17 protein-coding genes are annotated in these 23,925 nt (G+C 69.8%); 4 read left to right on the top strand and 13 right to left on the bottom strand.

Translation table 11 applies throughout. From position 1 onward, the window contains the following. The first annotated feature begins 503 nt into the window (after positions 1-503). On the top strand, positions 504-638 hold the full coding sequence (locus tag POF73_RS35565; RefSeq protein WP_272123253.1) for a hypothetical protein: 135 nt from the start codon (positions 504-506) through the stop codon (positions 636-638). Positions 639-999: 361 nt separating this feature from the next. Here the strand turns inward: POF73_RS35565 and mycP (POF73_RS35560) are convergent, their stop codons facing one another. From mycP (POF73_RS35560) to eccB, 7 genes are all read right to left on the bottom strand, one after another. Next, positions 1,000-2,316 carry a type VII secretion-associated serine protease mycosin gene (mycP, locus tag POF73_RS35560; protein WP_272123252.1) on the bottom strand — a complete coding sequence of 439 codons (1,317 nt, stop codon included), beginning with the start codon at positions 2,314-2,316 and terminating at the stop codon, positions 1,000-1,002. Between the two features lie 123 nt (positions 2,317-2,439). Beyond that, entirely contained in the window at positions 2,440-3,999 is a 1,560-nt protein-coding gene (locus tag POF73_RS35555) for a hypothetical protein (RefSeq protein ID WP_272123251.1), read from the bottom strand. Positions 4,000-4,030: 31 nt separating this feature from the next. Continuing rightward, complete coding sequence (locus POF73_RS35550) at positions 4,031-4,399, bottom strand: hypothetical protein (protein WP_272123250.1); 369 nt, start codon at positions 4,397-4,399, stop codon at positions 4,031-4,033. A gap of 75 nt (positions 4,400-4,474) precedes the next feature. Next, positions 4,475-5,722 carry a type VII secretion-associated serine protease mycosin gene (mycP, locus tag POF73_RS35545; protein WP_443049687.1) on the bottom strand — a complete coding sequence of 416 codons (1,248 nt, stop codon included), beginning with the start codon at positions 5,720-5,722 and terminating at the stop codon, positions 4,475-4,477. 327 nt (positions 5,723-6,049) lie between these two features. Next, positions 6,050-6,340: a WXG100 family type VII secretion target gene (locus POF73_RS35540; protein WP_272123248.1), complete on the bottom strand. Its 291-nt coding sequence runs from the start codon at positions 6,338-6,340 to the stop codon at positions 6,050-6,052. 123 nt (positions 6,341-6,463) lie between these two features. Continuing rightward, the gene (locus tag POF73_RS35535; protein ID WP_272123247.1) at positions 6,464-6,775 is read right to left on the bottom strand and encodes a WXG100 family type VII secretion target; all 312 of its coding nucleotides are present in this window, start codon (positions 6,773-6,775) and stop codon (positions 6,464-6,466) included. Between the two features lie 218 nt (positions 6,776-6,993). Continuing rightward, positions 6,994-8,577: a type VII secretion protein EccB gene (gene eccB, locus POF73_RS35530; RefSeq protein ID WP_272123246.1), complete on the bottom strand. Its 1,584-nt coding sequence runs from the start codon at positions 8,575-8,577 to the stop codon at positions 6,994-6,996. A gap of 377 nt (positions 8,578-8,954) precedes the next feature. Between eccB and eccE the strand changes: the two genes are divergently transcribed. The 3 genes from eccE (at position 8,955) to POF73_RS35515 (ending at position 14,578) form a co-directional block, all read left to right on the top strand. After that, complete coding sequence (gene eccE / locus POF73_RS35525) at positions 8,955-10,274, top strand: type VII secretion protein EccE (RefSeq protein WP_272123245.1); 1,320 nt, start codon at positions 8,955-8,957, stop codon at positions 10,272-10,274. Then, positions 10,274-11,116, top strand: a complete 843-nt coding sequence (locus POF73_RS35520) for a hypothetical protein (RefSeq protein WP_272123244.1) — start codon at positions 10,274-10,276, stop codon at positions 11,114-11,116. Before eccE ends, POF73_RS35520 begins: the two co-directional genes overlap by 1 nt. 159 nt (positions 11,117-11,275) lie before the next feature. Next, positions 11,276-14,578: an SCO5717 family growth-regulating ATPase gene (locus POF73_RS35515; protein ID WP_443049686.1), complete on the top strand. Its 3,303-nt coding sequence runs from the start codon at positions 11,276-11,278 to the stop codon at positions 14,576-14,578. 118 nt (positions 14,579-14,696) lie between these two features. On the opposite strand, the gene POF73_RS35510 is transcribed toward POF73_RS35515, so the two are convergent. From POF73_RS35510 to infB, 6 genes are all read right to left on the bottom strand, one after another. Continuing rightward, positions 14,697-15,644 carry a bifunctional riboflavin kinase/FAD synthetase gene (locus POF73_RS35510; protein ID WP_272123242.1) on the bottom strand — a complete coding sequence of 316 codons (948 nt, stop codon included), beginning with the start codon at positions 15,642-15,644 and terminating at the stop codon, positions 14,697-14,699. Between the two features lie 155 nt (positions 15,645-15,799). After that, positions 15,800-19,471, bottom strand: a complete 3,672-nt coding sequence (locus POF73_RS35505) for a trypsin-like peptidase domain-containing protein (protein ID WP_272123307.1) — start codon at positions 19,469-19,471, stop codon at positions 15,800-15,802. A 512-nt stretch (positions 19,472-19,983) separates the two neighbouring features. After that, a complete protein-coding gene (gene truB, locus POF73_RS35500) occupies positions 19,984-20,889 on the bottom strand; it encodes a tRNA pseudouridine(55) synthase TruB (protein WP_272123241.1) in 906 nt (301 codons plus the stop codon). Continuing rightward, positions 20,886-21,341 (bottom strand): 30S ribosome-binding factor RbfA, encoded by a 456-nt coding sequence (gene rbfA, locus POF73_RS35495; RefSeq protein ID WP_128435254.1) that lies wholly within the window; start codon positions 21,339-21,341, stop codon positions 20,886-20,888. The genes truB and rbfA overlap by 4 nt, the downstream gene beginning before the upstream one ends. Before the next feature lie 47 nt (positions 21,342-21,388). After that, positions 21,389-21,685 (bottom strand): DUF503 domain-containing protein, encoded by a 297-nt coding sequence (locus POF73_RS35490; protein WP_272123240.1) that lies wholly within the window; start codon positions 21,683-21,685, stop codon positions 21,389-21,391. 206 nt (positions 21,686-21,891) lie between these two features. Continuing rightward, positions 21,892-23,925, bottom strand: a 2,034-nt coding sequence (gene infB, locus POF73_RS35485; protein ID WP_272123239.1) for a translation initiation factor IF-2, incomplete at its 5' end; no start/stop codon positions are given.

Below are 23,925 nucleotides of genomic sequence, written 5' to 3'. Positions count from 1 at the left end.
AAGCCTGGCGCTACCTTGCTGATCCTGAAGTGGGTTTTTGTCTGTTACTTGTGCTTCGACAAGTCTCACAGTTCTCCTTGTGGCCTCCTGCACACCCTCGCTTCAGCAGCACTCTGGCCCTAACAGGACATGGCGCCATGTCCCCATGCAGGCCTCAAGAGCAGTGCTGGCACAGGTCTGATGATCATGTGGGCATGGAATCGATTGGTCGCCAAGCGAAAACCGTGCCCGCCCCTGCGTCCGCCGGCCTCGACGCAGATTCAAGGAACTCGGAATCACCCACCCGCTCGTCTGCTCGTTCCCTACCTATTCACCTGTCCCAGCACGGATGTGGCGAGCCCTTACTGCCCTTGGCCCGGAGGCGGCTGTTGCGCGTAGGGGTTGGGGTGCTGCGGGGACTGCCCTAGAGGCGTCGGGTATCCCTGGTCGGGAGCTGCAATGGAGTACCCCTGATTGGGATTTGCCAGGTACGGCTGCTGAGGCGGGTGCCCCATGTTCTGGGGGTGGGCTCCGACGCCAGGGCTGACCGGGCCGATACCGGAGTTGCGGCGGTTGCGCAGTACAGCGAAGACGACGACGGCGCCAATTACGGCTCCGAGGCCGATAACTCCTACCACAAGGACAACGGCACCCATTGAAGAGGACCCCTTCTCATTCTCGGCATGTGCGTCACAACATCTGGGCTACGACGAGACAAGGCAGCATGGTCGTCGCGTGAGTCCCTGTCCCCCACCTTTTCAAAGCTCGATTGTCGTCACGGTAACCACGCAGCATGACCAAGAGACCCGCGTGCGTGCCGAACAAATTGAGCGCTGCCAGCCACCAATGCGTGCCAGACACGATCGACATGACGAAGCACAGCCAAGGGACGAGGATCCCGAGCCCGAGCAGGATGGTGGTGAATTGGCTCGCCGTGCGCGACACCATCTCATCGGCAGCGGTCGAGGGATCCAGGTCCGATAGTTCCGGATTCACAGCTTCTCCGAGGGGGTGCCACCCCTACTGACCCTGGTGCGGGGGCTGTTGAGCGTAGGGGTTGGGGTGCTGCGGGGACTGTCCCGGAGGGGTGGGGTAGCCCTGGTTGGGAGGCGTGTTGGGGTACTGCTGGTAGCCCGTCGGGGGCTGGGGCGGGTAACCCGTGCCGTGAGGAGGGGTTCCGCCGCCGGAGCCGGGGCCGCCGTTACCGCCATTGCGGCGGCTGCGGATTACGGCGATGGCGATGCCGATGACGACCACGGCGGCTGCGATGCCGGCGATGAGAAGGATGCTGCCCGAGGAGGACTTCTTCTTCTTTTTCTTGGCCAGGCTCGTGCTGTCGTTGTCGTCGGATGCGGCACCGGAATTCGTGGACGTGGACGGCGAGGACTGGGCGAGAGGGCCCTGCTTGGGGCCCTTGGGGATGTCCTTCGTCAATGCCGCGTACGGACGGATGATGCCGTAGCCGTACTCGTCGTCAGGCGTCTTCTTGACGTCGTGGTCGAGCAGCGTGGCAGATTTGATCAGGCGGTTGATTACCTGGCCTGCGGTGAGGTCGGGGTACTTGGCGCGGACGAGGGCTGCGGTGGCGGAGACGTAGGCAGCGGCATCCGATGTACCCGTTCCCTCTGCGTAGCCGCTGGACTGGGTAGGGTCTGCTTCCACGATACTGACGCCGGGAGCAGTTAGTGTCATGCCTTCACCGAAATTGGTGTTGGACCAAATTTTCAGTGACTCATCAACAGCTCCGACCGCTACCACTCCTGGAAGCTTCGCTGGATACGCCAGACCTGCGTCTCCATCATTGCCTGTCGCGGCGACAACAACAACATTGTGCTGCTGTGCATAATTGATTGCTTCGGCGCCCTCAGAACCAGGAGCAGCCAGCGAATCACCAAATGACAAATTGATGACGTCTGCACCCTGATCAACTGCGTATCGCACTCCTTCTGCCCACTGATCGTCATTGAAGTCGTCACTCTCGGCCGCCTTGATGGGGAGGATCTTGGCCTTCGGCGCCAGGCCGATCACGCCTGAAGCATTGCTCGTCCCATGTCCGTGACCAGCGATGAGACTTGCCATACCGGTGCCATGCCCGTCGGTGTCATTCTGGGCATCACCGCCTCCGGTGACATCTTTGCCCTTCAATACCTGTCCCGTCAGATCGGGATGCCTACCGTCCACTCCGGTGTCAACGACGGCAACTGTCACGCCCTGCCCCTGTGACTCTGACCAGACTTTCTTAAAGTCAATGACATCAATGACCCACTGCTTGTCGCGGATGTAATCCGCTGAGGCAGTAGGGGCCGAAGTGAGGAGCAAGGCTCCTGTCAACGTCACGACTCCTGTCGTGGACCAGAATCGCTTGACACCCAATTCCTTGCTCCTCACTCAACTATGACTGGTTCCGCCAGTCTTCATGCAGCGAGCCGCACGTATCCTCCGTGCGGCTCGCTAGTATGCCTACTCGATGGTCCGCGGCACGTTCCGGTTGCGGTCCTCTTCCGAAATCCAGGTCTCTTCGTCCTCGACCAGGTAGTCCGGACGGTCGCCCTGGCTGTTCTCCTCAGACCGTCGACCGTTGCGACCGCCCATGCCACCGGCCATTCCACCTCCGGCGCCGCGCTGAGTTCCGCCCCGGCTGCCGTGCAGGCCCGCGCCGCCGCCGGTGCCCTTGCCCGTGACGCCCTTGGCTGCGCCGACCACGCCGCCACGAGACTTCGCGAGGGCGCCGCGGCCGCCTGCGCCGGCACCGCCCCGTCCCGCCGCGCCAGCTCCGCCGCCACCCATGCCGCCCATACCGGCTCGGCCTCCGGCGCCGCGGCCTGCTGCCGCGCCACCGCCAGTCAGACCACCGCGACCGCCCGCGGCTCCGATACCGCCCCGCGCGGCAGCACCTCGTCCAAGACCGGACACTCCGCCAGGAGCGACGGCACCTGGGCCCTGAGTTCCTCCAGTACCGAGGCCACCGCTACCGCCGCTGACACCAGCAGGGCCCGTGCTCGGGCCCGTCCCCGTCAGGCCTGGAGAGATGCTGTCCACCTTCGTGCGGGCTGCCGGGAGCTGAGAGCCTCCCGTGATACCTGCATCTCGGGGCACCCCAGGAGCCGGCTTGATGCTGGCGGTGGAACCTGCGCTCCACGGCTTGTTACCCGAACGAGCTGTACCAGGCCCTCCCCCCGTAGGACTCGGCATTGTGATCGGAGGAGGCATTGTCACGTTATTACTCGGAGGAGTGACGCCCTCCTTCTCGTTAAAGGATCCGCCACTCTTGAGGTTCTGCCCATAGACCTTGTAGTTGGCCGCCAGTTCCTCCATCACCGCCATGGCCTGAAGGCGGCGCTCCATCCCCAGCGACAAGTTCTTCTCGTTCGCCTCGGCGACGGTGCCAGCGCTGACGCCCGCAGCCAGGTCCTTGTGCGCCTGGCTGTCATCGCGGTTGTCGTTGTCATTCATTTTGTCGCCCGCGCTCTCCAGCTTGGACGGTTCGTGAATGTCAGCCATCTTGCTCTTGGCAGCGTCGAGGTCCTTGCTGATCGCAAAGAGTTGCTCCGCCGTGAAGTTGGCGTGTGCAGCCCCGTTCCGAATCTGGACGCCGATTTCGTCCGCCCGACGCTGAAATGCTTCGGCTGCTGCGCCATCCCAGTGCTCGCGGACGGTTTCGACAGCTTTCTTGAGCATCCCGGCGACGCTGTCATTGGCGGAAACCTGGTCCACACCGCCAGTCGCGCCGTCCCCGTCACCACCGGACAGGATGTTGTGGACCATTTTCCAGTGGGTTCCAACCTCCGAAATCTTTCCGGGCTGGGAATCCATGATCATCTTGCGCAGACCGTTGACCGAGTACTCAACGAACGGCGTCTTCCCGTTCTCAGTCGCACGATTGAAGGGCACGTTTTTACGCGCAACCTTGTCGGACTCAACGAGTCGTTCATGATTGCTTTTCTGCTCTTGCGCCCTAGCCTTGTTGTTGTTCTCCTCCTGGATCTTGCTGGACGCCATTTCCTCGCTAGCGCCGGCCATGGTCCACTCCCCTCGTCAGTGCTTTCCGGAACTAGTTAGTCTGCGCCAGCCGGCCCTTGGGCGAGCCACCCGAGTCGCCCCCCACGCCCTTCTTGATCTCGTGCTCCTCGTCGTTGTACCTGTCCCGGACCTTCGAGGTTTTCGTGCTGAAGTCGTCGATCAACTCGTGGAGCTTCTTGATGATGCCCTCGATCTTGGTCTTCATTTCACTCGAAGCCGCGTGGAGGTTCTTGGCCTCCTGGAACACAACTTCTCCACCAGTCTGACCGAAGGCGTGTTCCGGAATTGCCGTGTCGTACTTCGACGTGTTGCCGGCCTTGTCCATGTCGTCCAGCAACCGCCAGAGCTTCCGGATGACCTCATCCAGCTCGCTCAGATCAACCCGCATACCGTTACTCATACCCCGTTGTCCTCTCCCCTGTTTCTCAAGTTGTCAGCACCCACTCGGTGCCCCCACCGTCATCGCCCAGGCCTGCTAGACGGTCCGGCGGGCACGGCCGACCCGCTTACTACGCCAATCCCGCACAGCCACCCCACTCCCCGCAACAACAAGCGCAAGCGCAAGCCCCGTACCCAGAACATAGATAGCGACCCGGCGCTCCCGCTCCGCCTCGCTCTCCCCCATGGTCACAGCCATCGGGACGACCTTGCCCGTGCCGGCCTCGACCGGAGGATCCGGCTGCGGAGTCTCACCCGGCGTCGACTCCTCCGACAGCGCGGCGACCGGGTCGACGACGCCCCATCCGATGAAGGGGTTGGCCTTGCGGCCCGGGCGTTGGGCGGTTTCCTCGATTCGGGTGGCGATCTGGGCCGCGTCCCAGTCCGGGTACTTCTGCTTCAGCAGAGCCGCGACCCCCGCGACGTACGGCGCCGCGAAGCTCGTGCCGTCCGCGCTGCACTGGCCGTCGATGGGGACCGTGGAGACCATGCTGACGCCCGGTGCCGCGACGTCCACGAAGTCGCCCGACTGTGAGAAGACGGCGCGTTCGTCGTTGCGGTCCGAGGCCGCCACCGCCAGGACGCCGTCGTAGGCGGCGGGGTACGTCCTCGCCAACTTGCCGTCGGCTCCGTCGTTACCGGCGGCGGCGATGATGAGGGCACCCTTACGCACGGCGCTCTCCACGGCACCCCGCAACGTGTCGTCGTCCTGCTTGTTCTGGGTGTCCGACGAGATGTTGATGATCTTCGCGCCATCGGCGACCGCGTCCCCGATCGCGTCGGCCATGGTGCCGGCGTTGCCCTGGCCCTTCTCCCCCTCCCCACCTGCGTAGCGGTAGGAAAGGATCTTCGCGTCCTTGGCAATGCCGACGAAGCCCGTGCCCTTGAGGGGGCGGGCGGCGATGATGCCCGCCACCCGGGTGCCGTGCCCTTCGAGGTCCTGGGTGCCGGAGCCACCGACATAGGACCTTCCGCCTGACACTGCGCTGGTCAACTGCTTGTTGTTCTTGTCGACCCCGGTGTCGATCACCGCGACCTTGACGCCCTTCCCCGTCGCCTGTCCCCACAGCTGGTCCAGCAGGATCCGCTGGAGCGACCACGGCGTGGACTTGATGACCTTGCCGCCGAAGACGCATTCCGTGCTGTCCGCCAGGCCGATTCCCGTGTCGGTCGAGACGGTGCCGCTCGAACCAGAGGCGCCTGCCTCCGTGAGGCGCGCGGACGCCGACGGGTCGGCGAATGCCGGCGGCGTCGACGCACAGAAGATCCCGGTCACCGCAAGCACGCCAAAAACCCGCTGCAGTGCGCGGGTTCCACTGTTACGGCTGCTGTTACGGCTGCGCGAGCGGGCTGTCCGGCCCTTCACGTTCAGGCCCCCCATGTTCAGGCCCCCAGGGCTTCCTTGCTTCTCTCGAAGCTGGGTCAAGTGTGTGTGACGGATGTAGCGATAGGTGTGAAGATTTGCAGGATTTGCTGCGAACAGCTTCACAGAGGCTGTTCGCGATCCCGCAGAAGTTGCGTACGGCCCCGAAGCAGAGGTCGGCCCAGCGGACGCGTTGGCGTCGGCTGGGCCGATCCTGCTCATCTCATGCCTCTCGGGCCGCCGCCGGGCTCAGGCCCAGGTGTTGGCGTTGCTCTTCTCAGTGGCCTGGTAGTTCTCGGCCGCGCTCTGCAGCGCGGTGGAGATCTTCAGCAGGGTCGCGTGCAGGTCGGCGGCGGTCTGGTCCCACTCGCGCTGCTTGCGCTGGTAACCCTCCTGCGCCTCACCTTCCCAGGTGTTGGCGACGCGCTTGACGGCGGCCTCAAGGTCGTCCAGCTGCTGCTTGATGCGGCCGGCGGTCGACTTCACGTCCGTGGACGCGTTGGTGATCGTTGCGTAATTGACGAGGATCGACATCGTCATTCCCTTTCAGGAGGAAATCGAAGGAAGTCTGTGGAGGTCAGAGAACTCGGGAAGAGCTCGGAGAGAGCTGAGGACTGAAGCACTTCGGACAGATCCGGAGAACTCCAGACCGGACCGGCTCGATCAGCCGAAGTCCGACATGATCTTGCTGATCTCGGAGTTCTGCTGCTCTTCCGACGCGGAGTAGTTGCTCCGCGTGGAGTCCACGGCTTCCTTGATGTCGTTGAGGATGTCGCTCATCTTCTTCGCGTCCGCGTTCCAGCGGTCCTGCAGCTGGCGGTACGACTGGGCCGCCTGGCCCTTCCAGCCGCCGGCGATCTGGTCGATCACTCCGTTGAGTCGGCGGATCTCGCCCTGCAGCTGACCGTTGGCGGTGTTGATGTCACCGGAGAGCTTGGTGAGTTCGTCCTCTGTTACCCGGAATTGGCCGGCCATGTTGAACCTTCCCCCATGTCGTCGTTGATCCGGGAAACCTGCACTGGTGCCCGGAGAAGCTTCGCACCGTTGAGCGCTGCAAACACTCTATCGTCAGCCTGCCACTGGATCACAGGCACGGCCAATCAGTTACACGGCTCACACACTTGAGCGATCATCTTGTGACGCTCGCGCCGTCGTACTGTCAAGTGCGCCTGGCCACAACCCCGTTGACGGGGTCACTGGCTCTGTTCCTGTGACGCACTGCCGGTGTCCAGAGTGGGCCCCTTCGGGATGAATACGGCCCACGGCTTGGGCACGATCGCGGGCTTGGAGACGTCCTCATAGCCCAGTCGCGTACGTGCCTTGTCCGTCTCGCTCGCGTCACCGCCCGACGAGCCCGACGTCGAGCCGCCGCCCTTCGCCGCCTCACTGTCGTTGGTCGTCGGCAGCGCGTACCGCAGGCCCGTGTCCGTCAGCAGGTACTGCGCACCGCCGCCCTCCGCCGTACCGGCGATCTCCTTGAACAGGAGGCCCGACCCGGACGAGACATAGGCGCTCAGCGAGTCGGCGACGATCCGCTTCGGGTACGTCGTCCCGGCCCAGGCGGCGAGCTGCGGCTTGTTGCCCGCGCCGATGGTGCCGTCGTAGACGCTGCACGAGGTGGTACGCGCCTCGCCGTTCGCCGAGGCCGCGGGGTTGGCCTGCTGCGGAACGGTCACGGGCCAGCCCTGGTCCGCGTAGAAGCGGTTCGCCTCGCCGTCGTTGGCCTGGGCGATGGTCTGGGTGTCGACCTGGATGTCTTGGATCGGGTCCGTCCCGTACGCCGTCTGGGCGGAGGGCGACGCCTTGAGCAGGGCGGCGACGAAGGGCGTGATGGCGGCGATCTGGTCCTTGAGGACGACGTAGTACTGGTCGCCCTGGGCGTCCTGCGCCTTGAGCACCCGGCCCACCTTGTTCGCCTCGTCGGGCAGGCCCTGGACCGAGGTCGCAGCGCCGACGGACGGGATCGTCGGGAAGGTGATGACCCCGCCTTCGTTGAGAGTGCGCAGCCACTCACGGCTCACGGGTTGCGCCTGGGCGTCCCGGCCGACGACCGCGGCGCGCAACTGCGCCATGGTGGGCTTGTCGAGGCCCGCCTTGTCGCCCAGCAGGAAGAGGTTGCCCTTGCCGTCGACCAGGAATTCCCGTCCGGTCTGGCGGTCGGTGACGTACAGGACCTTGCCGGCGTCGACCTTCCCCGCGTTCTGGAGCGACTTGGCGTCCTCGGCGTCGAAGACGAAGACGGCACGGTCGATGGCGCCGGCCGATCCGGTCGCCGGCCGCTCGCACACCGCCCAGGTCTTCGTCTCCTGCGCGTCCTCCTTGGACGGCAGCCGGTCCGGGGCGTACGGGATGCCGATCGTCGCGCCGTGCCGGATGCCGCTCTTGTCGATCTCCTTGCCGGGGACCTCAAGGACGGTGCCCTTGCCCTTGTCGAGGAGGAGCTTGGCGGAGGCGTAGTTGAGGACGGGGTGGAGGACCTTCTCCACCTTGCTGTCCTTCGGGTTCGGGTCGAGGACCACGTACCGCGTCGTGGAGTCGCTGTCGACGATGATGTACTCGCCCGGGGTGTCCCAGCCCTTGGGTGCCGTGGGCTTGATGACGCCCCAGGCCAGGAAGCCGAGCACCAGTACCAGGCCGACACCGAGGCTGGGCATCACCGTACGAATGGGACGCGGCGAGCCTTCTTCGGAGCCTCCCGGCGACGGCGCCAGGAACGCCGCGACGGTGCGCTTGCGAGCGAACGTGTAGGCGGCGAGCTCGTCCTGACGCTTTGCCATGGTCCCCGTGTCTCCCGTTGTTGATGCTCGATTGCCCGACCGCGCTGCGAAGGGGGATCGGGCCGCGCGGCCACCTGCGCCACGCAGGCCCCTACTATGCCCTGCGTCGCCGTACGGCGATTCATCAGGTGGGCGGCCGCCCCCGCATCTTCACAGAGCTTCACGACAGCGCTCCACCATGCGGGGTCGGTCCGTGACAGTCTGGCCACCTGGGGTTTCGGTGTCCCCTGTGTCGCCTCGCGTTCCGCAGCGGGTACCGTGAGCCACTCGCATGGATGTTGTGGGCCATCGGTGCCCCTGGCCCGTCGATGGGATCTCGGACAACGGATTCCGCCCCGACGAACGGCCAATACTTCGCGAAAGGGATGTCCCGGGGGATGACCAGCGCTACGAGCACTCGGCGCGGACGCCGCGCACAGCAGCAACAGGGAGGGCCGAACGGCAGACGTACGTCGGCCCCGCAGGCCGCCCCGGTCGCCGCTTCGCCGCGCACGCTGCCCCGCCCCGGTGGGCTGGGCCCGGTGCGGCTGCAGCAACTCATCCTGGTGGAGCTCGCGGCGGCGGTCATGCTGGCCGCCTGGGCCGCCGACCAGTCGTGGTTGCTGGTCCCGGCCGTTGTCGTGGCGGCACTGCTGCTGCTCCTCGCGGTGCTGCGCCGCGGGCGCCGCCCGCTGCCCGAGTGGTACGAGACGACGCGCGCCCTGCGGCAGCGCCGACGCGACGCCAAGATGCCGGTGCCGCCGGGGACGGACGCGATGCTGGCCCCGGTCGTGGAGTGCGACCCCGCCCTGCGGACGTACAGCTTCGTGTCCCGTGACGACCGTTCGATCGGCCTGATCGGCGACGGCACCTTCCTGACCGCCGTGCTCTTCGTGCAGCCGGGCGACGAACCGCTGCGCCCCGCGGCCGCCGGACGGCAGCTGCCGCTGCGCCTGATCCAGGACGCCCTGGAGGTCGACGGGATCCGGCTGGCCTCCGTGCAGGTCGTGCAGCACACCCAGCCGGCGCCCGCGCCGCATCTGCCGCAGCAGTCGCTGGCCGCGCGGTCGTACGGCCCGCTGCAGGCGCAGGCCGGTTCTCCCGCGCTGCGGCTCACCTGGGTCGCCCTCAAGCTCGACCCGGAGCTGTGCCCGGAGGCCGTTCAGGCCCGCGGTGACGGCGTGCCCGGTGCGCAGCGTGCCCTGCTGCGGGTGGCCGACCAGCTGTCGAGCCGACTGGCCGGGGCCGGCTTCAAGGCGACGATCCTGGACGAGACCGAGCTGGTGCACGCCCTCGCGACGTCCAGCTGTCTGAACCCGCGCGCCAACGCGCAGCACGGCCAGGACGGCAGGACCCAGCGTCGTACCGTCGAGGCGGTGCGGACCTGGCGCGTGGACGACCGCTGGCACACGACGTACTGGGTGTCCCGCTGGCCGCAGTTGGGCACCGGCGGCGTGGCGCTGCCCGAGCTGGTGACGAGGTTCACTTCGCTGCCGGTGCTCGCCACGACGTTCAGCATGACCCTGAGCAAGGCCGGCAACCGGGGTGTCTCGCTCACCGGGCACGTCCGGGTCACCGCCCGTGGTGACAGCGAACTCGGTCAGGTGGGGCGCGAGTTGGAGCGGGCCGCGAGTGCCGCGAAGGTCGGCCTCGTCCGTCTCGACCGGGAGCAGATCCCCGGAGCTCTCGCCACTCTGCCGCTCGGAGGTACGTACTGATGTCCTTCCCCGCCCAGACCATGCCCCCGGGACAGCAGGGCCGGACCCCCGGACGCACGCCCGCGCACGTGGCCTCGCCCACCGACACCGGCATGATCCCGATCATCCGGCAGCCTGAGACCCCGCAGCAGCAGCGCCGTATCTTCAGCCCGGGCTTCGGGTTGCGCGGGCCGCGCCGTAACCGGCATGTGGTCACCGCCGACGAACTCGCGGCGATGAGCATGCCGATCGGTGACGACGGCGTGATCATCGGCACCGACCCGGAGTCGCAGCCGTCCGTGCTCGGTCTGTCCCGTCCGACCGCTTTCGACGTCGTCCTCGTGGGTGGTCTGTGGCTCGCCCAGATGCTGGCGTTGCGGGCCGCCGCGACCGGGGCGCGCGTCGGTGTCGAGACCGGCCGTCCGCAGGCCTGGCAGCAGTTGGCCCAGGCGGCCGGCGGCGGCCAGCAGTGTGTGACGGTCTACCCGGTGGGCCGGGTGCCCGCGCAGGGACCGTCCGTGTCGAGTCCGGTCGTGCTGATCCGGGACTGCGGTATCCGCCCGCCACGCGGACGGGTGACGTCCGTGCCGTGGCAGGCCGTGGTGACGGTGCTGCCCTTCGTCAGTGAGCACGCCCCCCGTTGGCTGGCCCAGGCCCATCTGGTCGGGATCCAGCGCATCTCGCCGTACGAGACCGAAGTGGTGAAGGACACGCTTGGTGTTCCCGAGGAGCATCTCCAGCACCTTCCGACCCTTCACGACGGCGTCGCCCTGTGGTGCACTCGCAAGCACCACAAGTTCGTCATGACCGAACCCACGGACGCGGAGACGGGTCTGCTCGGCGTGGCCCGCCGTATGGACTGACGAGTTCGGCCCGCCGTACGGGCTGACGCGTCGTCGTCTCCCGTGGCGGGAGCGGACAAGTCGCACCCATCGGGCGTTTCCGTCCGTGCCCATGGGGGCTTTTCCGTCCCGCCATGCGAGTGATTAGGCTTCTGGTGGTGCGGTGACGATCGCAGTCGCGTGGGACTCGCCACTCGGTCCGCCCGACCGCGACGACGACCAGCTCAGCAGCAGTGGCTGACCAGGAGGCAAGCAGTGAACAGGGATCGGTCCGAGTACAACGGCGGGAGCCCTACCTCGGACGGGGACGATCACGAGGTGGATCTCACCGGTGAGTTCGAAATCGTCTACACACCTCCCGCCTGGTACGCCCAAGGCACGCAGTCCGGCCCCGCGGGAAGCGGACAGCCCGACTCCGCCCAGACGTCACCACCACCGCCGACCGGTCCACCCCTAGGGTCGCCCACCGGTCCGCCAGGTGGTCCCGCACAGCAGGGGCCGTCCACGCCGTACGCGCCCGCACCGGCGCAGACGCCCCCACAGGGCGTGCCGCAGCCGCCCGCGCAGCACACCCCGGCTCAGGGCACGCCCGGCGCCGACCAGCAGGGCCCCGGCACGGGTGGCTACGGCTTCCCGCAGCAGCAGTCCGCGCCGGGTGCCCCCGCGGCCGGCGGCGCGGTGCCCGGCGGATACGGCTATCCCCAGCAGACCGGCGCCGGTGCGCCGCAGCCGGGTCAGGACACGTCGGGTGGCTTCGGCGTGCCTCAGCCCGGTCAGGACACCTCGGGCGGCTTCGGTGCGCCCCAGCCCGGTCAGGACACCTCCGGCGGTTTCGGCGTGCCCCAGCAGCACAAGCCCGCCCAGCCGCCCGCTCCGGTCCAGCCGCCCGCCGCACCTCAGCAGCCCGCTCCGGTCCAGCCCGCCGTTCCGCAGCAGCACACGCCCGCCCAGCCGCCGGCCGCGCCCCAGCAGCACTCCCCTGCCGCTCAGTCGCCCGCCGCGCCTGGCTTCCCCGTACTGCGCCCGGTCGGCGACGAGGGCCAGGCCCCGACCCCGACCGCGCCCCCGGCGGCCGGTGTCCCGGCGGCGGCCGCACCCGAACAGCCCGCCCCCGCGCAGCCCGTGGCGGAGGAGCCGGAGATCGAGCTCAACCACGCGGCCGCCGACGCCGAGGCGGCTCTGCTGTTCGGCGGTGGCGACGACGATGAGCCGGAGGCACGGCAGGACGACGAGGCGGAGTCCGCCGACGTCGCCGCGTCCGTGACCGGCGCGGACGGCGACGAGCCGACCCAGGACCGGTCCGACGCGGACTCCTCCGCGCAGCCCGACCCCGAGGCCGCCCCGACGGCCGCACCGGCGACGGCGGAAGCCGAGCCCGAGGCACCGGCGGAGCCGGAGGCGCAGACCCCGCCGACGCCGGCCCCCGCCGCCCCCGCGCAGCCGCCGGTCGCTCAGGCACAGCCGCCTCAGCAGCCGCAGGCGCAGCACCCCGCTCCGCCCCAGGCCAACCAGGCCCTCCCCCCGCTGCCGCAGGGCTTCGTCCCGGCGAACCCCGCCCAGGGGGTACCGCAGCAGGGCGGTCAGCCGGACCCGCAGGCCGCGGCCGCCGCACAGGCAGCCGCCGCACAGGCAGCCGCCGCACAGGCAGCCGCCGCACAGGCCGGCGGATACGGCTACCCGCAGCAGCCGCCCGCCCAGCAGCCCGTCCACCCCGGGCAGCAGCCCCCGCAGCAGGGCGCGTTCGGCCCGGCCCACCAGGGCGGCTACCCGGCGCAGCAGCAGCCCGAGCACCCGGCGGCGCAGGGCGGACAGCCCGAACCGGTCGATCCGCGGCAGGCGGGCCAGCCCGCACCGCCGCAGGGTGCGCAGCCGCATGCCACCGGTTACGGCTACCCGCAACAGCCTCCTCAGCCCGCGCAGCCGCAGGGTGTCCAGCCGCCCGCCGGTTACGGCTATCCGCAGCAGGCACCGGCCCAGCCGCAGCCCGGTTACGGCTACCCGCCCCAGCAGGCGCCGCAACAGGCCGGCTACGGCTACCCGCAGCAGGCACCGCAACAGGCCCCGCAGCAGCACGCACCCCAGCAGCCGGCGCCCCAGCAGCAGCCTCCGGCCCAGCCCGAGCAGCAGGCCCCGCAGCAGCACGCGCCTCAGCAACCGGCGCCTCAGCAGCCCGCACCGCAGCAGCAGCCCCAGCAGAACCCCGCCGCCTACGGCAACCAGGCCCATCAGGGCAACCAGGGCTGGAGCGCCCCGCCCGGTCCGCAGGCCGGCCCCGGCGCTCCCCAGCAGCAGCAAGCCGCGCCCGGTACGCCGCTCGGCTACAACGCCGCCGTGGAGCTGTCCTCGGACCGGCTGTTGCGCAACCAGCCGAAGGCCCGCAAGAACAACCAGGGCCCGTCGCGCTTCAAGCTCGGTGCCAAGAAGGAGCTGGCGGAGCGGGAGCGGAAGCTGGGTCTGATCCGGACGCCGGTGATGTCCTGCTACCGGATCGCGGTGATCAGCCTCAAGGGCGGCGTGGGCAAGACCACGACGACGATGGCGCTCGGCGCCACGCTCGCCAGCGAGCGGCAGGACAAGATCCTGGCGATCGACGCCAACCCGGACGCCGGCACCCTCGGCCGACGCGTGCGGCGTGAGACGGGCGCGACCATCCGCGACCTGGTACAGGCGATCCCGCAGCTCAACAGCTACATGGACATCCGCCGCTTCACCTCGCAGGCGCCCTCGGGCCTGGAGATCATCGCCAACGACGTGGACCCGGCGGTCTCCACCACCTTCAACGACCAGGACTATCGCAGCGCGCTCGACGTGCTGGGCCGCCAGTACCCGATCATCCTCACGGACTCGGGCACCGGTCTGCTCTACAGCGCGATGCGCGGAGTGCTGGACCTCGCCCACCAGTTGATCATCATCTCGACCCCCTCGGTGGACGGTGCGAGCAGCGCCTCGACGACGCTCGACTGGCTGTCGGCGAACGGGTTCGCGGACCTCGTCCAGCGATCGATCACCGTGATCTCGGGTGTCCGTGAGACGGGCAAGATGATCAAGGTCGAGGACATCGTCGCGCACTTCGAGACCCGCTGCCGCGGTGTCGTCGTGATCCCCTTCGACGAGCACCTCGCGGCGGGCGCCGAGGTGGACCTCGAAATGATGCGTCCCAAGACCCGTGAGGCCTACTTCGACCTCGCGTCCGTCATCGCCGAGGACATCGCCGGCACCCAGCAGGGCTTCGGCAACCCGAACATGCAGTACCAGCAGCAGCCCCAGCAGGGGTACCCGCCGCAGCAGCACCCGCAGCAGCCCCAGCAGCCCTACGCCCAGCCCGGCGGCACCCCGCAGCCGGGTCAGGGCTGGGGTCAGCCGCAGCAGCCCGCTCCGGGCCAGGGCTGGCAGCAGCAGGCGCCGCCGCAGGATCCGCAGCAGCACGCACAGCAGCAGCATCCTCAGCAGGGCGCCGTACCGCCGGGCTGGACCCAGCAGTAGCGCGTGAGGAACGAAGAAGGGCGGCCGGTGCCTGAAAGCACCGGCCGCCCTTCGGCGTCGTGGGACCGGCCGGTCGTCGGCCGATTCATGGCCGGGCGACGGCCCGTCGCGGGAATCGCTACTCCGCGGCCGCGATCAGCTCCCGGCAGCGCTTCACGTCCTCGGCCATCTGCTCCAGCAGGGCCTCCAGCGACTCGAACTTGGCCTGGCCACGGACGAAGGACAGGAAGTCGACGGCGACGTGCAGGCCGTACAGGTCCAGCCCCACGCGGTCGATCGCGTACGCCTCCACCGTGCGCTCCGTGCCGTCGAACTGCGGGTTCGTGCCGACGGAGATCGCGGCCGGCATCACCTCGCCCTGGGCGTGCAGCCAGCCGGCGTAGACGCCGTCGGCGGGGATGGCGGTGTGCGGCAGAGTCTCGACGTTGGCGGTCGGGAACCCGAGCTCCCGCCCGCGCTGAGCCCCGCGTACGACGACGCCCTCCACGCGGTGCGGGCGGCCCAGGATCTCGGCCGCGCCTTCGACGTCGCCCTCGCCGACCAGGCGCCGGGTCAGGGTGGAGGAGAAGGGCTGACCGCCGCCCGCGTCACCGGTCACGTAGAGGTCGACGACCTCGACCTCGAAGTCGTAGACCTTGCCCTGCTCGACGAGGAACTCGACGTTGCCCGCGGCCCGGTGTCCGAAGCGGAAGTTCGGGCCCTCGACAACCGCCTTGGCGTGCAGCTTGTCCACCAGGACCTTGACGACGAAGTCGGCCGGCGACAGCTTCGAGAACTCTGTGGTGAAGGGCAGGATCAGCACCGCGTCCACGCCCAGCTCGGCCATGAGGTCGGCGCGGCGATGGTGCGGGGCGAGCAGGGGCGGGTGGCTGCCGGGGCGGACGACCTCGCTGGGGTGCGGGTCGAAGGTGACGACCACGGCGGGAACGCCCAGCTCACGGGCTCGGTCCACGGCATGCCGGATGATCAGCTGGTGTCCGCGGTGGACTCCGTCGTAGGAGCCGATGGTGACGACGCTGCGCCCCCAGTCCTGGGGGATGTCCTCCAAGCCACGCCAGCGCTGCACTGTGCCTGCTCCTTGTCGCAAATTCGTCGAACCCGTCGAACCCGTGTCCGTCTTTGCCTCACACGCTCTTACGCAGGTCTAAGGGTGCCATGCCGGACGCCTCGGGCCCGCATCGGCCTGGTGGCTGTGACCGGGTGCACGTACGGACACGCCGGTCATGCGGGAACTCGTACGCCGGCCAGGTTCTCGATCATCCTTCGGGAGCTCGGTCCGACCACCGCCGACCACTCCTGCGGGGCGTCGGTGAGCCAGCCGGCGACCTGCGCGGCGAAGCCGGGGACCCGTCGGCCGAGGTCGACCAGGCCCCGGTCGAAGCGGGCCGCGCCGTCCGGGGTGCGGACCAGAAGCAGACCGGTGTGATGGACGAGGCCGCGGAGGTCGTCGTCACCCCGGTCGTCACCTCGGTCATCGCCCCGGTCGTCCCTCCGGTCGCCGCCGCGCTGGACGGTGGCCTGCAGAAAGGCGTCCAGGACGGCCGGGGCGCGTTCGTGGGCGAGGAGGAATGCGCGCAGTTCGCGGCGGAGCGGACGGGACTCGGGGGTGCCGGGCTTGGCGAGTACGGCGGCGAGGGCGGCCCGCACCTGTTCCGTGCCGCTGTCGAGCAGGCCGGTGACCAGCGGGAAGAGCACGGTGCGCGCCGTGACTCCGTGGTCGAGACGCCGGTCGACGTACGTGGCCACGTCGGCAGCGATCCCGGGATGCCGCCCCACCGCCTCGCGTACGAGGGCACCGACGCGGAGAGCGAGGCCGGGCGTGGTGACGTCGGCGAGGGTGTGCAGCGCCTGCCCGGCGTCCGGTCGGTTCAGGCGTGCCCGGAAGGCGTCCAGGACGGGTTCGGGGTGGGTGGCCAGGGCGGCGACCAGGGCGCTGGGCGGGAACTGCGGGTCGGCGGCCTCGAAGAGCGCCAGCGCCTGCGGGAGGTGGCGGGTGCGGGTGCGCGGGTCCCGGACGAGGAGGGCGACCGCGCCGCTGTGCAGCGTGCAGTCGTCGGGGCGGGCGAGCAGGGCGAGGGCGGCGTAGCGCAGGAGTTCGCGGTCGGCCTCGGTGTGGACGTGGGGCGCGGCGCGCAGTCCGTACGCCACCGCCGCGACCCGACGCGCGGGCCGCTCGTCGTGCGCCCAGCGGTCGATGGCCCGGCAGACGGCGGACGTCTCCTCCTCGGCCAGCACGGCGAGGAGCTCGTCGGCCTTGCGATGCGCGCTGTCGACGAGCGTCTCGGTGAGGTCGTCGAGGGCGCCGTTCCGGTGGGCGTAGAGCAGGGCCTGGGCCGCACGGGCGACGGTCGCGTGCGGGGTGGCGGGCAGGGAGCGGTCGTCGTCGAACCAGCGGGTGAGGTGGCGTTGTACGGCCGTGGGGGCGGCGGCGAGGAGGTGGGCGGTGGCGTCGAGGTAGCGGGGGGTGTGGGAGGGCGGGGGCAGCGGGGTGTCGTCGCGGGAAAAGGAGGCGTCGGAGGGGGACACGTAGGAGAAGGAGGCGTCGGAGAAAGAGGTGTCAGGGGCGGCGCAGTACGGCGGGGCCTGCGCGCGACCGCCGGTCGTGGGCCGGAAGGCGTCGCTCGGGAAGGCGTCGCCGTGGACGCCGTCGGCCTCGTGCGGTGGGCCGTCGGCGCGGACCAGGTCGCGCAGGAGGTCGAAGCGGTCGGTGTCCGGGAGGCGGAGTCCGGTCCAGAAGTCGGGGTGGAAGTCCGGGGGTGCGGGGCGTTCCCGGTGCCGCCAGGCCACGATGCGGTCGGCGAGCAGGCGCAGTACGTCGAGGTAAGGCGTCGCGTCCGGGACGCTCAGCAGGGTCTCGGCGAGGAGGCGGGCGGCCCACCAGGAGTGCTGGTCGGCGTCGAGGGCGTGCGTCAACTCCTCCAGGCGGCAGGCGAGTCGGGCGGTGCCGTGCTGGCGGGCGAGGAGGAGCAGGGCCTGCACGACGGGGCCGATGCGGTGGTGCGGCACCGGGAAGGGGTGCGCGGCGTCGGGGTCGGCGCGGCGGTGGACCAGGGCTTGGAGGGCCTCGTCCAGATCGAGGTGGATGCCCTGGATCCAGTCGGCGAGTTCCTCGTGGGCGAAGCGGTAGCCGTGCCCAGCGGGGACGAGGAGCCCCTCGGTGAGGACGGCGGAGGCCCAGCCGGTGCCGCCGCCGAGCCTGGCCGGGGCCGGGCCCCAGGGGAACACGGCCTCGAAGGACGCACGGTCCAGCTCTCCCTGGCCCGGTCCGAGGCTGCGGCGCGCGGCCTCGTGGACCTGGCCGGAGACCTTGGCGGCGAGGCGGCGTACGGCTGTGCCGCGCAGGCCGTTCTCGGCGGCGAGGCGTACGGCGATGCGCAGGCACATGAGGTCGAGGTGGGCGGAGAGGACGTCGTCGCGGTCGAGTCGGGAGTGCGGGGTGTCGGGGAGGGCGGCGCGGACCTCGGAGAGGAGGCGGAGGGTGAGGGGGTGGCGGGCGTCCGGGGCGGCGAGGGCGGCTTCGGGGATGCCGTAGCGGGTGCGGGCGTGCTGGGCCTCGTCGGGGGTGAGGTCGCCGAGTCGGACGCAGGGCGGGAGGCGCCGGAAGTTGTCGCCGCCGCCCCTGCCCGTCCCCTTCTCCAGGGGCGCAGCCCCGTCGGCCTCGCTCCCCCCGTACAGCAGCTCCTCCGGAAACTCCGCTCCCGCCCCCTCCCAGTACTCCGCCCTGCACGCCACCACCAGCCGCGCCCCGGTCTCCCGCAGCCACCCTGCCGTGCCCTTGGTCCAGTCCGTGAGGCGGTGGGCCAGCAGCGGGGGCATCTCCTCGGGGCCGTCGAGGAGGAGCAGAAGGGGGCGGCCGGTGGTCCGGGAGAGGTGGGCCAGGCGTTCGGGGGTGGTGTCGCCCAGGTTGGTGGGGTCGGACGTGGCCGATGCCGCCACGATGCGGGCCGCCCGGGTCAGTGCCCGGCGCGCGGCGTCGGCCACCGAGTCGTCGTCGTCCTTGAGGTCGGCGCCGCGCAGCCACAGCGTGGGCGCCGGGGCCGGGCCGCGGTGGCGGCGTGCCGCGAGGGCCGCGAGTTCCGTCGTACGGCCGCTGCCCGGGGACCCGACCAGGGCCAGGACCGCGGCACCGCTCTCGGCGAAGGCCTTGAACTCCCTTGCCGCCGAGGCCCGTTCGACCGGGGTCACCTCCCCCACGCCCCCGGCCTCCGCCCGGCCCACACAGCCCGCCAGCGTCCCCGGCGGACCGTCCTGCCCCACCGACGTGGCCGTGAGTTCCAGTACGCCCGCCAGGTTCAGGTCGGCTCCGTACGCCGGCACGGTCGCCGCGTTCTCGGCGAGCAGCTCGGCGAGCGGGCCGTCGGCCGACGGCCGCAGGGGCACGGCGAACCCGGCGTCACGGCCACCGCACTGCAGGGCCGTGCCGAGGACGCCCAGCACCGCGCCGGACCCGGCGTCGAGCACCGGTCCCCCGGCCGCCCCTCCGCCGAGGCGCAGTGCGTCCCGGCCGGCCGTGCCGATCGCCAACTCCAGGGCACCGTCGAGGAGATGGAAACGGTCCGTCGCCGCGTACGTCACGGACGCCGCACCCAGCACCCGCGCCTCCCGCCAGCCACCGGCCGCGATCCGTACATAGGCACCGGTCTCGACCCGGTCCCGCACCGTCACCGGCAGCGGGTCCACGCCCAGGCCCTCGGTGCGTACGAGGGCCAGGTCCAGCGTGGGCAGCGGAGTCACCGCACTCGCCGGAACCACACAGCTCCGGCCGCTCTCGGCGGCGTACAGGACCAGCCGGGGCAGCCCGTCGACGACCTCGTGGCTGGTGACGACGGTGCCGTGGTGGTCGGCCACGAAACCGAGACCACGGGGCCGGCCCGCCAGGTCATGGATCCGGATCAGGGCATCGTCACGGACGCGGGCGCCCGGCCCGTCGTGGGACTGGGACTGGGAGTGGAAGTGAGAGCGGGAGTGGGAGTGGGAACGGCGTGACTCCCGTGCACAGGCATCCGTACCGGACCGGCCACCGTCATCCGCGTCATCCGCTGTATCCCACACACCCTGCGCACCCTGCGCACCCCGCGGGCCCCGTCCCGCCATCGTCGAACCTCCCCGCCGTGCACCCAGACGCCCATACGCCCGCGCCCTGTTTTTTCGACGTTAGGTGCGAAGTGATCAGCGGGGCAGATCGCTCGGCGAACGCGCCCCCTTCCGCTCCCTCGGTTCACTCCGAGCGCCCGCACGGACGGGTGAACAGAGGGCGGTCGTTGGATACACCCTAGGGGTGGGGGAACCGAGGGGGGACCGTGGAGCGGCGGGCAGAGGACTACCCCGTGACCGCCGCTCCACGGGCAGGCACTCGAAAGTGGCCCGGCACCCGAAGGAGACCGGATGCCGGATGGCCCAGTGCCTCAGCCGAAGACGGCCAGGCTCTTCGCCTTGCCCTTGTGCTCCTCCACGAGCGCGAGGAAGCTGCCCTCGGGGTCGAAGACGGCGACGGGGCCGGAGCTCGCGTACTCGTCGGGCATGTCGAGGCGGACGCCGTTCGTCAGCAGCCGGGCGCGCTTGGCGTCCACGTTCCAGCGCGGGAACGCGGCCGTGGCGGCCTCGGCGATCGGCATGACGGTCAGCTCCTGCTGGTGCTGGTCCAGCGTCTTGGCGGAGTCCAGCTTGTACGGCCCGACGCGGGTGCGGCGCAGCGCCGTGAGGTGGCCGCCGACGCCCAGGCCGGCCCCGAGGTCACGGGCCAGGGCACGGATGTAGGTGCCGGAGGAGCAGACCACCGACACGACCAGGTCGAGGACCGCGGTGCCGTCGTCGGCGACGGCGTCCCGGATGTCGTACACGGTGAACGAGGAGACGGTGACGGGCCGAGCCGGAATCTCGAACTCCTCGCCGTCCCTGGCCCGCTTGTAGGAGCGCACCCCGTTGATCTTGATGGCGCTGACCTTGGACGGCACCTGCATGATGTTGCCGGTCAGCTCGGCGATCCCGGCGTCGATGGCGTCGCGGGTGACCTTCGAGGCGTCGGTGGACCCCGTGATCTCGCCCTCGGCGTCATCGGTGAGGGTGGTCTGGCCCAGGCGGATGGTGCCCAGGTACTCCTTCTCGGTCAGGGCCAGATGACCGAGGAGCTTGGTCGCCTTCTCGACGCCGAGGACGAGGACGCCGGTCGCCATGGGGTCGAGGGTACCGGCGTGCCCGACGCGGCGGGTGCGTGCGATGCCGCGCATCTTGGCGACCACGTCGTGCGAAGTGAAGCCCGACGGCTTGTCGACGATGACAAGGCCGTCGGGCGTGGTGTGCTTCTGCGTCATTCCGCGGTGTCGCCGTCCGTCTCGTCCTCGGAGCCCGGCTTGCGGTACGGGTCCGCCTCACCGGCGTACTTCGCGCCCGCGGACGCCTCGCGCACCTTCTCGTCGGACTGGCGCGCCTTGTCGAGGAGGTCATCGATGGTGCGTGCCGTGTCCGGCAGGGCGTCGGCGACGAAGGTGAGGGTCGGCGTGAACTTCACGCCGGCCGCCGCCCCGACGGCCGACCGGAGCACACCCTTGGCGCTCTCCAGCCCTGCCGCGGCGGCCGCCCGCTCCTCGTCGTCGCCGTACACCGTGTAGAAGACGGTCGCCTCCCGCAGGTCACCCGTGACGCGGGTGTCCGTGATGGTGACGTGCGAGCCGAGCCGCGGGTCCTTGATCCCGCGCTGCAGCTTCTGGGCCACCACCTCTCGGATGAGGTCCGCCAGCCTTTTCGCCCGCGCGTTGTCGGCCACTGGTCCGTCTCCCGTTCTTTCTTCTTCTCGTTCTTGGCTGTTGGTCGTCAGTCGTCGTGATCACCGTGGAGACGCCGCCGTACCGACAGCAGTTCCACTTCCGGACGGCCGGCGACCAGCCGTTCGCACCGGTCCAGTACGTCGGTGAGGTGACCGGCGTCGCCGGACACCACGGCGATGCCGATCCCGGCCCGCCGGTAGAGGTCCATGTGGTCCACCTCGGCCGCGCTCACCGCGTACTTGCGCTGAAGCTCGGCGACGATCGGGCGGACGACGGAGCGCTTCTCCTTCAGCGACCGTACGTCGCCGAGGAGCAGGTCGAAGGACAGAGTCCCCACATACATGTGTAGCCGGTTCACCCGCCGGTACGGGATCGATGGCCCCGCCTGTCTGCGTGAGCGGGACATCAGAACCGTACAACGAAGGGGGCTGGACGATCGACGGATATTACGCTCCGTAGACCCTCGCGCCCGCCTTCGGCTGCCGGTGGGCAAACGGCGCACCGGCCGACGGGACCGAAGTCCCGCCGGCCGGCACAGACCGTCGGCTGTTACGCCCGCGGCTTCTCGCGCATCTCGTACGTCGCGATGACGTCGTCGACCTTGATGTCGTTGAAGTTGCCGAGGTTGATACCGCCCTCGAACCCTTCGCGGATCTCGGTGACGTCGTCCTTGAAGCGACGCAGACCCTCGATGTTGAGGTTCTCCGCGACCACCTTGCCGTCGCGGATGAGGCGCGCCTTGGTGTTGCGCTTGACCTCGCCGGAGCGGATGAGAACACCCGCGATGTTGCCCAGCTTGGACGACTTGAAGACCTCGCGGATCTCCGCCGTGCCGAGCTCGACCTCTTCGTACTCCGGCTTGAGCATGCCCTTGAGGGCCGCCTCGATCTCCTCGATCGCCTGGTAGATGACCGAGTAGTACCGGACGTCCACGCCTTCGCGCTCGGCCATCTGCTGCGCACGCCCGGCGGCGCGCACGTTGAAGCCGATCACGATGGCGTCGGAGCCCATCGCCAGGTCGATGTCGGACTCCGTGACCGCACCGACGCCGCGGTGCAGGACGCGGATGTCGACCTCTTCGCCGACGTCCAGCTGCAGGAGGGAGGACTCCAGAGCCTCGACCGATCCGGACGCGTCGCCCTTGATGATCAGGTTCAGCTGCTGGATCTCGCCGGCCTTGAGCACCTTGTCCAGGTCCTCCAGGGACACGCGGCGCGTGCGCTTCGCGAAGGCCGCGTTGCGCTCGCGAGCGGCACGCTTCTCCGCGATCTGGCGGGCCGTACGGTCCTCCTCGACCACGAGGAAGTTGTCGCCCGCACCCGGGACGTTGGTGAGACCCAGGACCTGCACCGGCGTGGAGGGGCCGGCCTCGGCGACGTTGTTGCCGTTGTCGTCGAGCATGGCGCGGACGCGACCGTAGGCGTCGCCCACGACCATCGTGTCGCCGACCCGCAGCGTGCCTCGCTGGACGAGGACCGTCGCCACGGCACCGCGGCCGCGGTCGAGACGGGACTCGATCGAGATGCCCTGCGCGTCCTGGTTCGGGTTGGCCCGCAGGTCGAGCGAGGCGTCCGCGGTGAGGACCACGGCCTCCAGCAGGGAGTCGATGTGCAGACCCTGCTTGGCGGAGATGTCGACGAACATGGTGTCGCCGCCGTACTCCTCGGCCACCAGCCCGTACTCGGTGAGCTGACCGCGCACCTTGGTCGGGTCGGCGCCCTCGACGTCGATCTTGTTGACCGCGACGACGATCGGGACGTCGGCCGCCTTGGCGTGGTTGAGCGCCTCGACCGTCTGCGGCATGACGCCGTCGTTGGCCGCGACGACCAGGATCGCGATGTCCGTCGACCGGGCACCACGGGCACGCATGGCGGTGAACGCCTCGTGACCCGGGGTGTCGATGAAGGTGATCGCGCGGTCCTCGTCGTTGACCTGGGTCGAGACCTGGTAGGCACCGATGTGCTGGGTGATGCCGCCGGCCTCGCCCGCGATGACGTTCGTCTTGCGGATGGCGTCGAGCAGTCGGGTCTTACCGTGGTCGACGTGACCCATGACGGTGACGACCGGCGGGCGGACCACCAGGTCCTCCTCGTCGCCCTCGTCCTCGCCGAACTCGATGTCGAAGGACTCGAGAAGCTCGCGGTCCTCCTCCTCGGGGCTGACGATCTGAACCGTGTAGTTCATCTCGCCGGCCAGGAGCTCCAGCGTCTCGTCGGAGACGGACTGCGTCGCGGTGACCATCTCGCCGAGGTTCATCATGACCGCGACGAGGGACGCCGGGTTGGCGTTGATCTTCTCCGCGAAGTCGGTGAGCGACGCACCGCGCGACAGGCGAATGGACTCGCCGTTGCCGCGAGGCAGCATCACGCCGCCGACCGACGGGGCCTGCATGGCCTCGTACTCCTGGCGCCTCTGCCGCTTCGACTTGCGGCCACGACGCGCGGGACCGCCGGGACGGCCGAACGCACCCTGCGTGCCACCACGGCCACCGGGACCGCCGGGACGGCCACCGAAGCCGGGACGGCCACCGCCGCCACCGCCGGGACCACCGGGGCGACCGGCGAAGCCGCCGCCACCGCCACC

Source organism: Streptomyces sp. HD (assembly GCF_028369295.1).
Classification (GTDB): Bacteria; Actinomycetota; Actinomycetes; order Streptomycetales; family Streptomycetaceae; genus Streptomyces.
The sequence above is the reverse complement of the archived record's forward strand: the minus strand, read 5'-3'. Positions and strand labels throughout refer to the sequence as shown.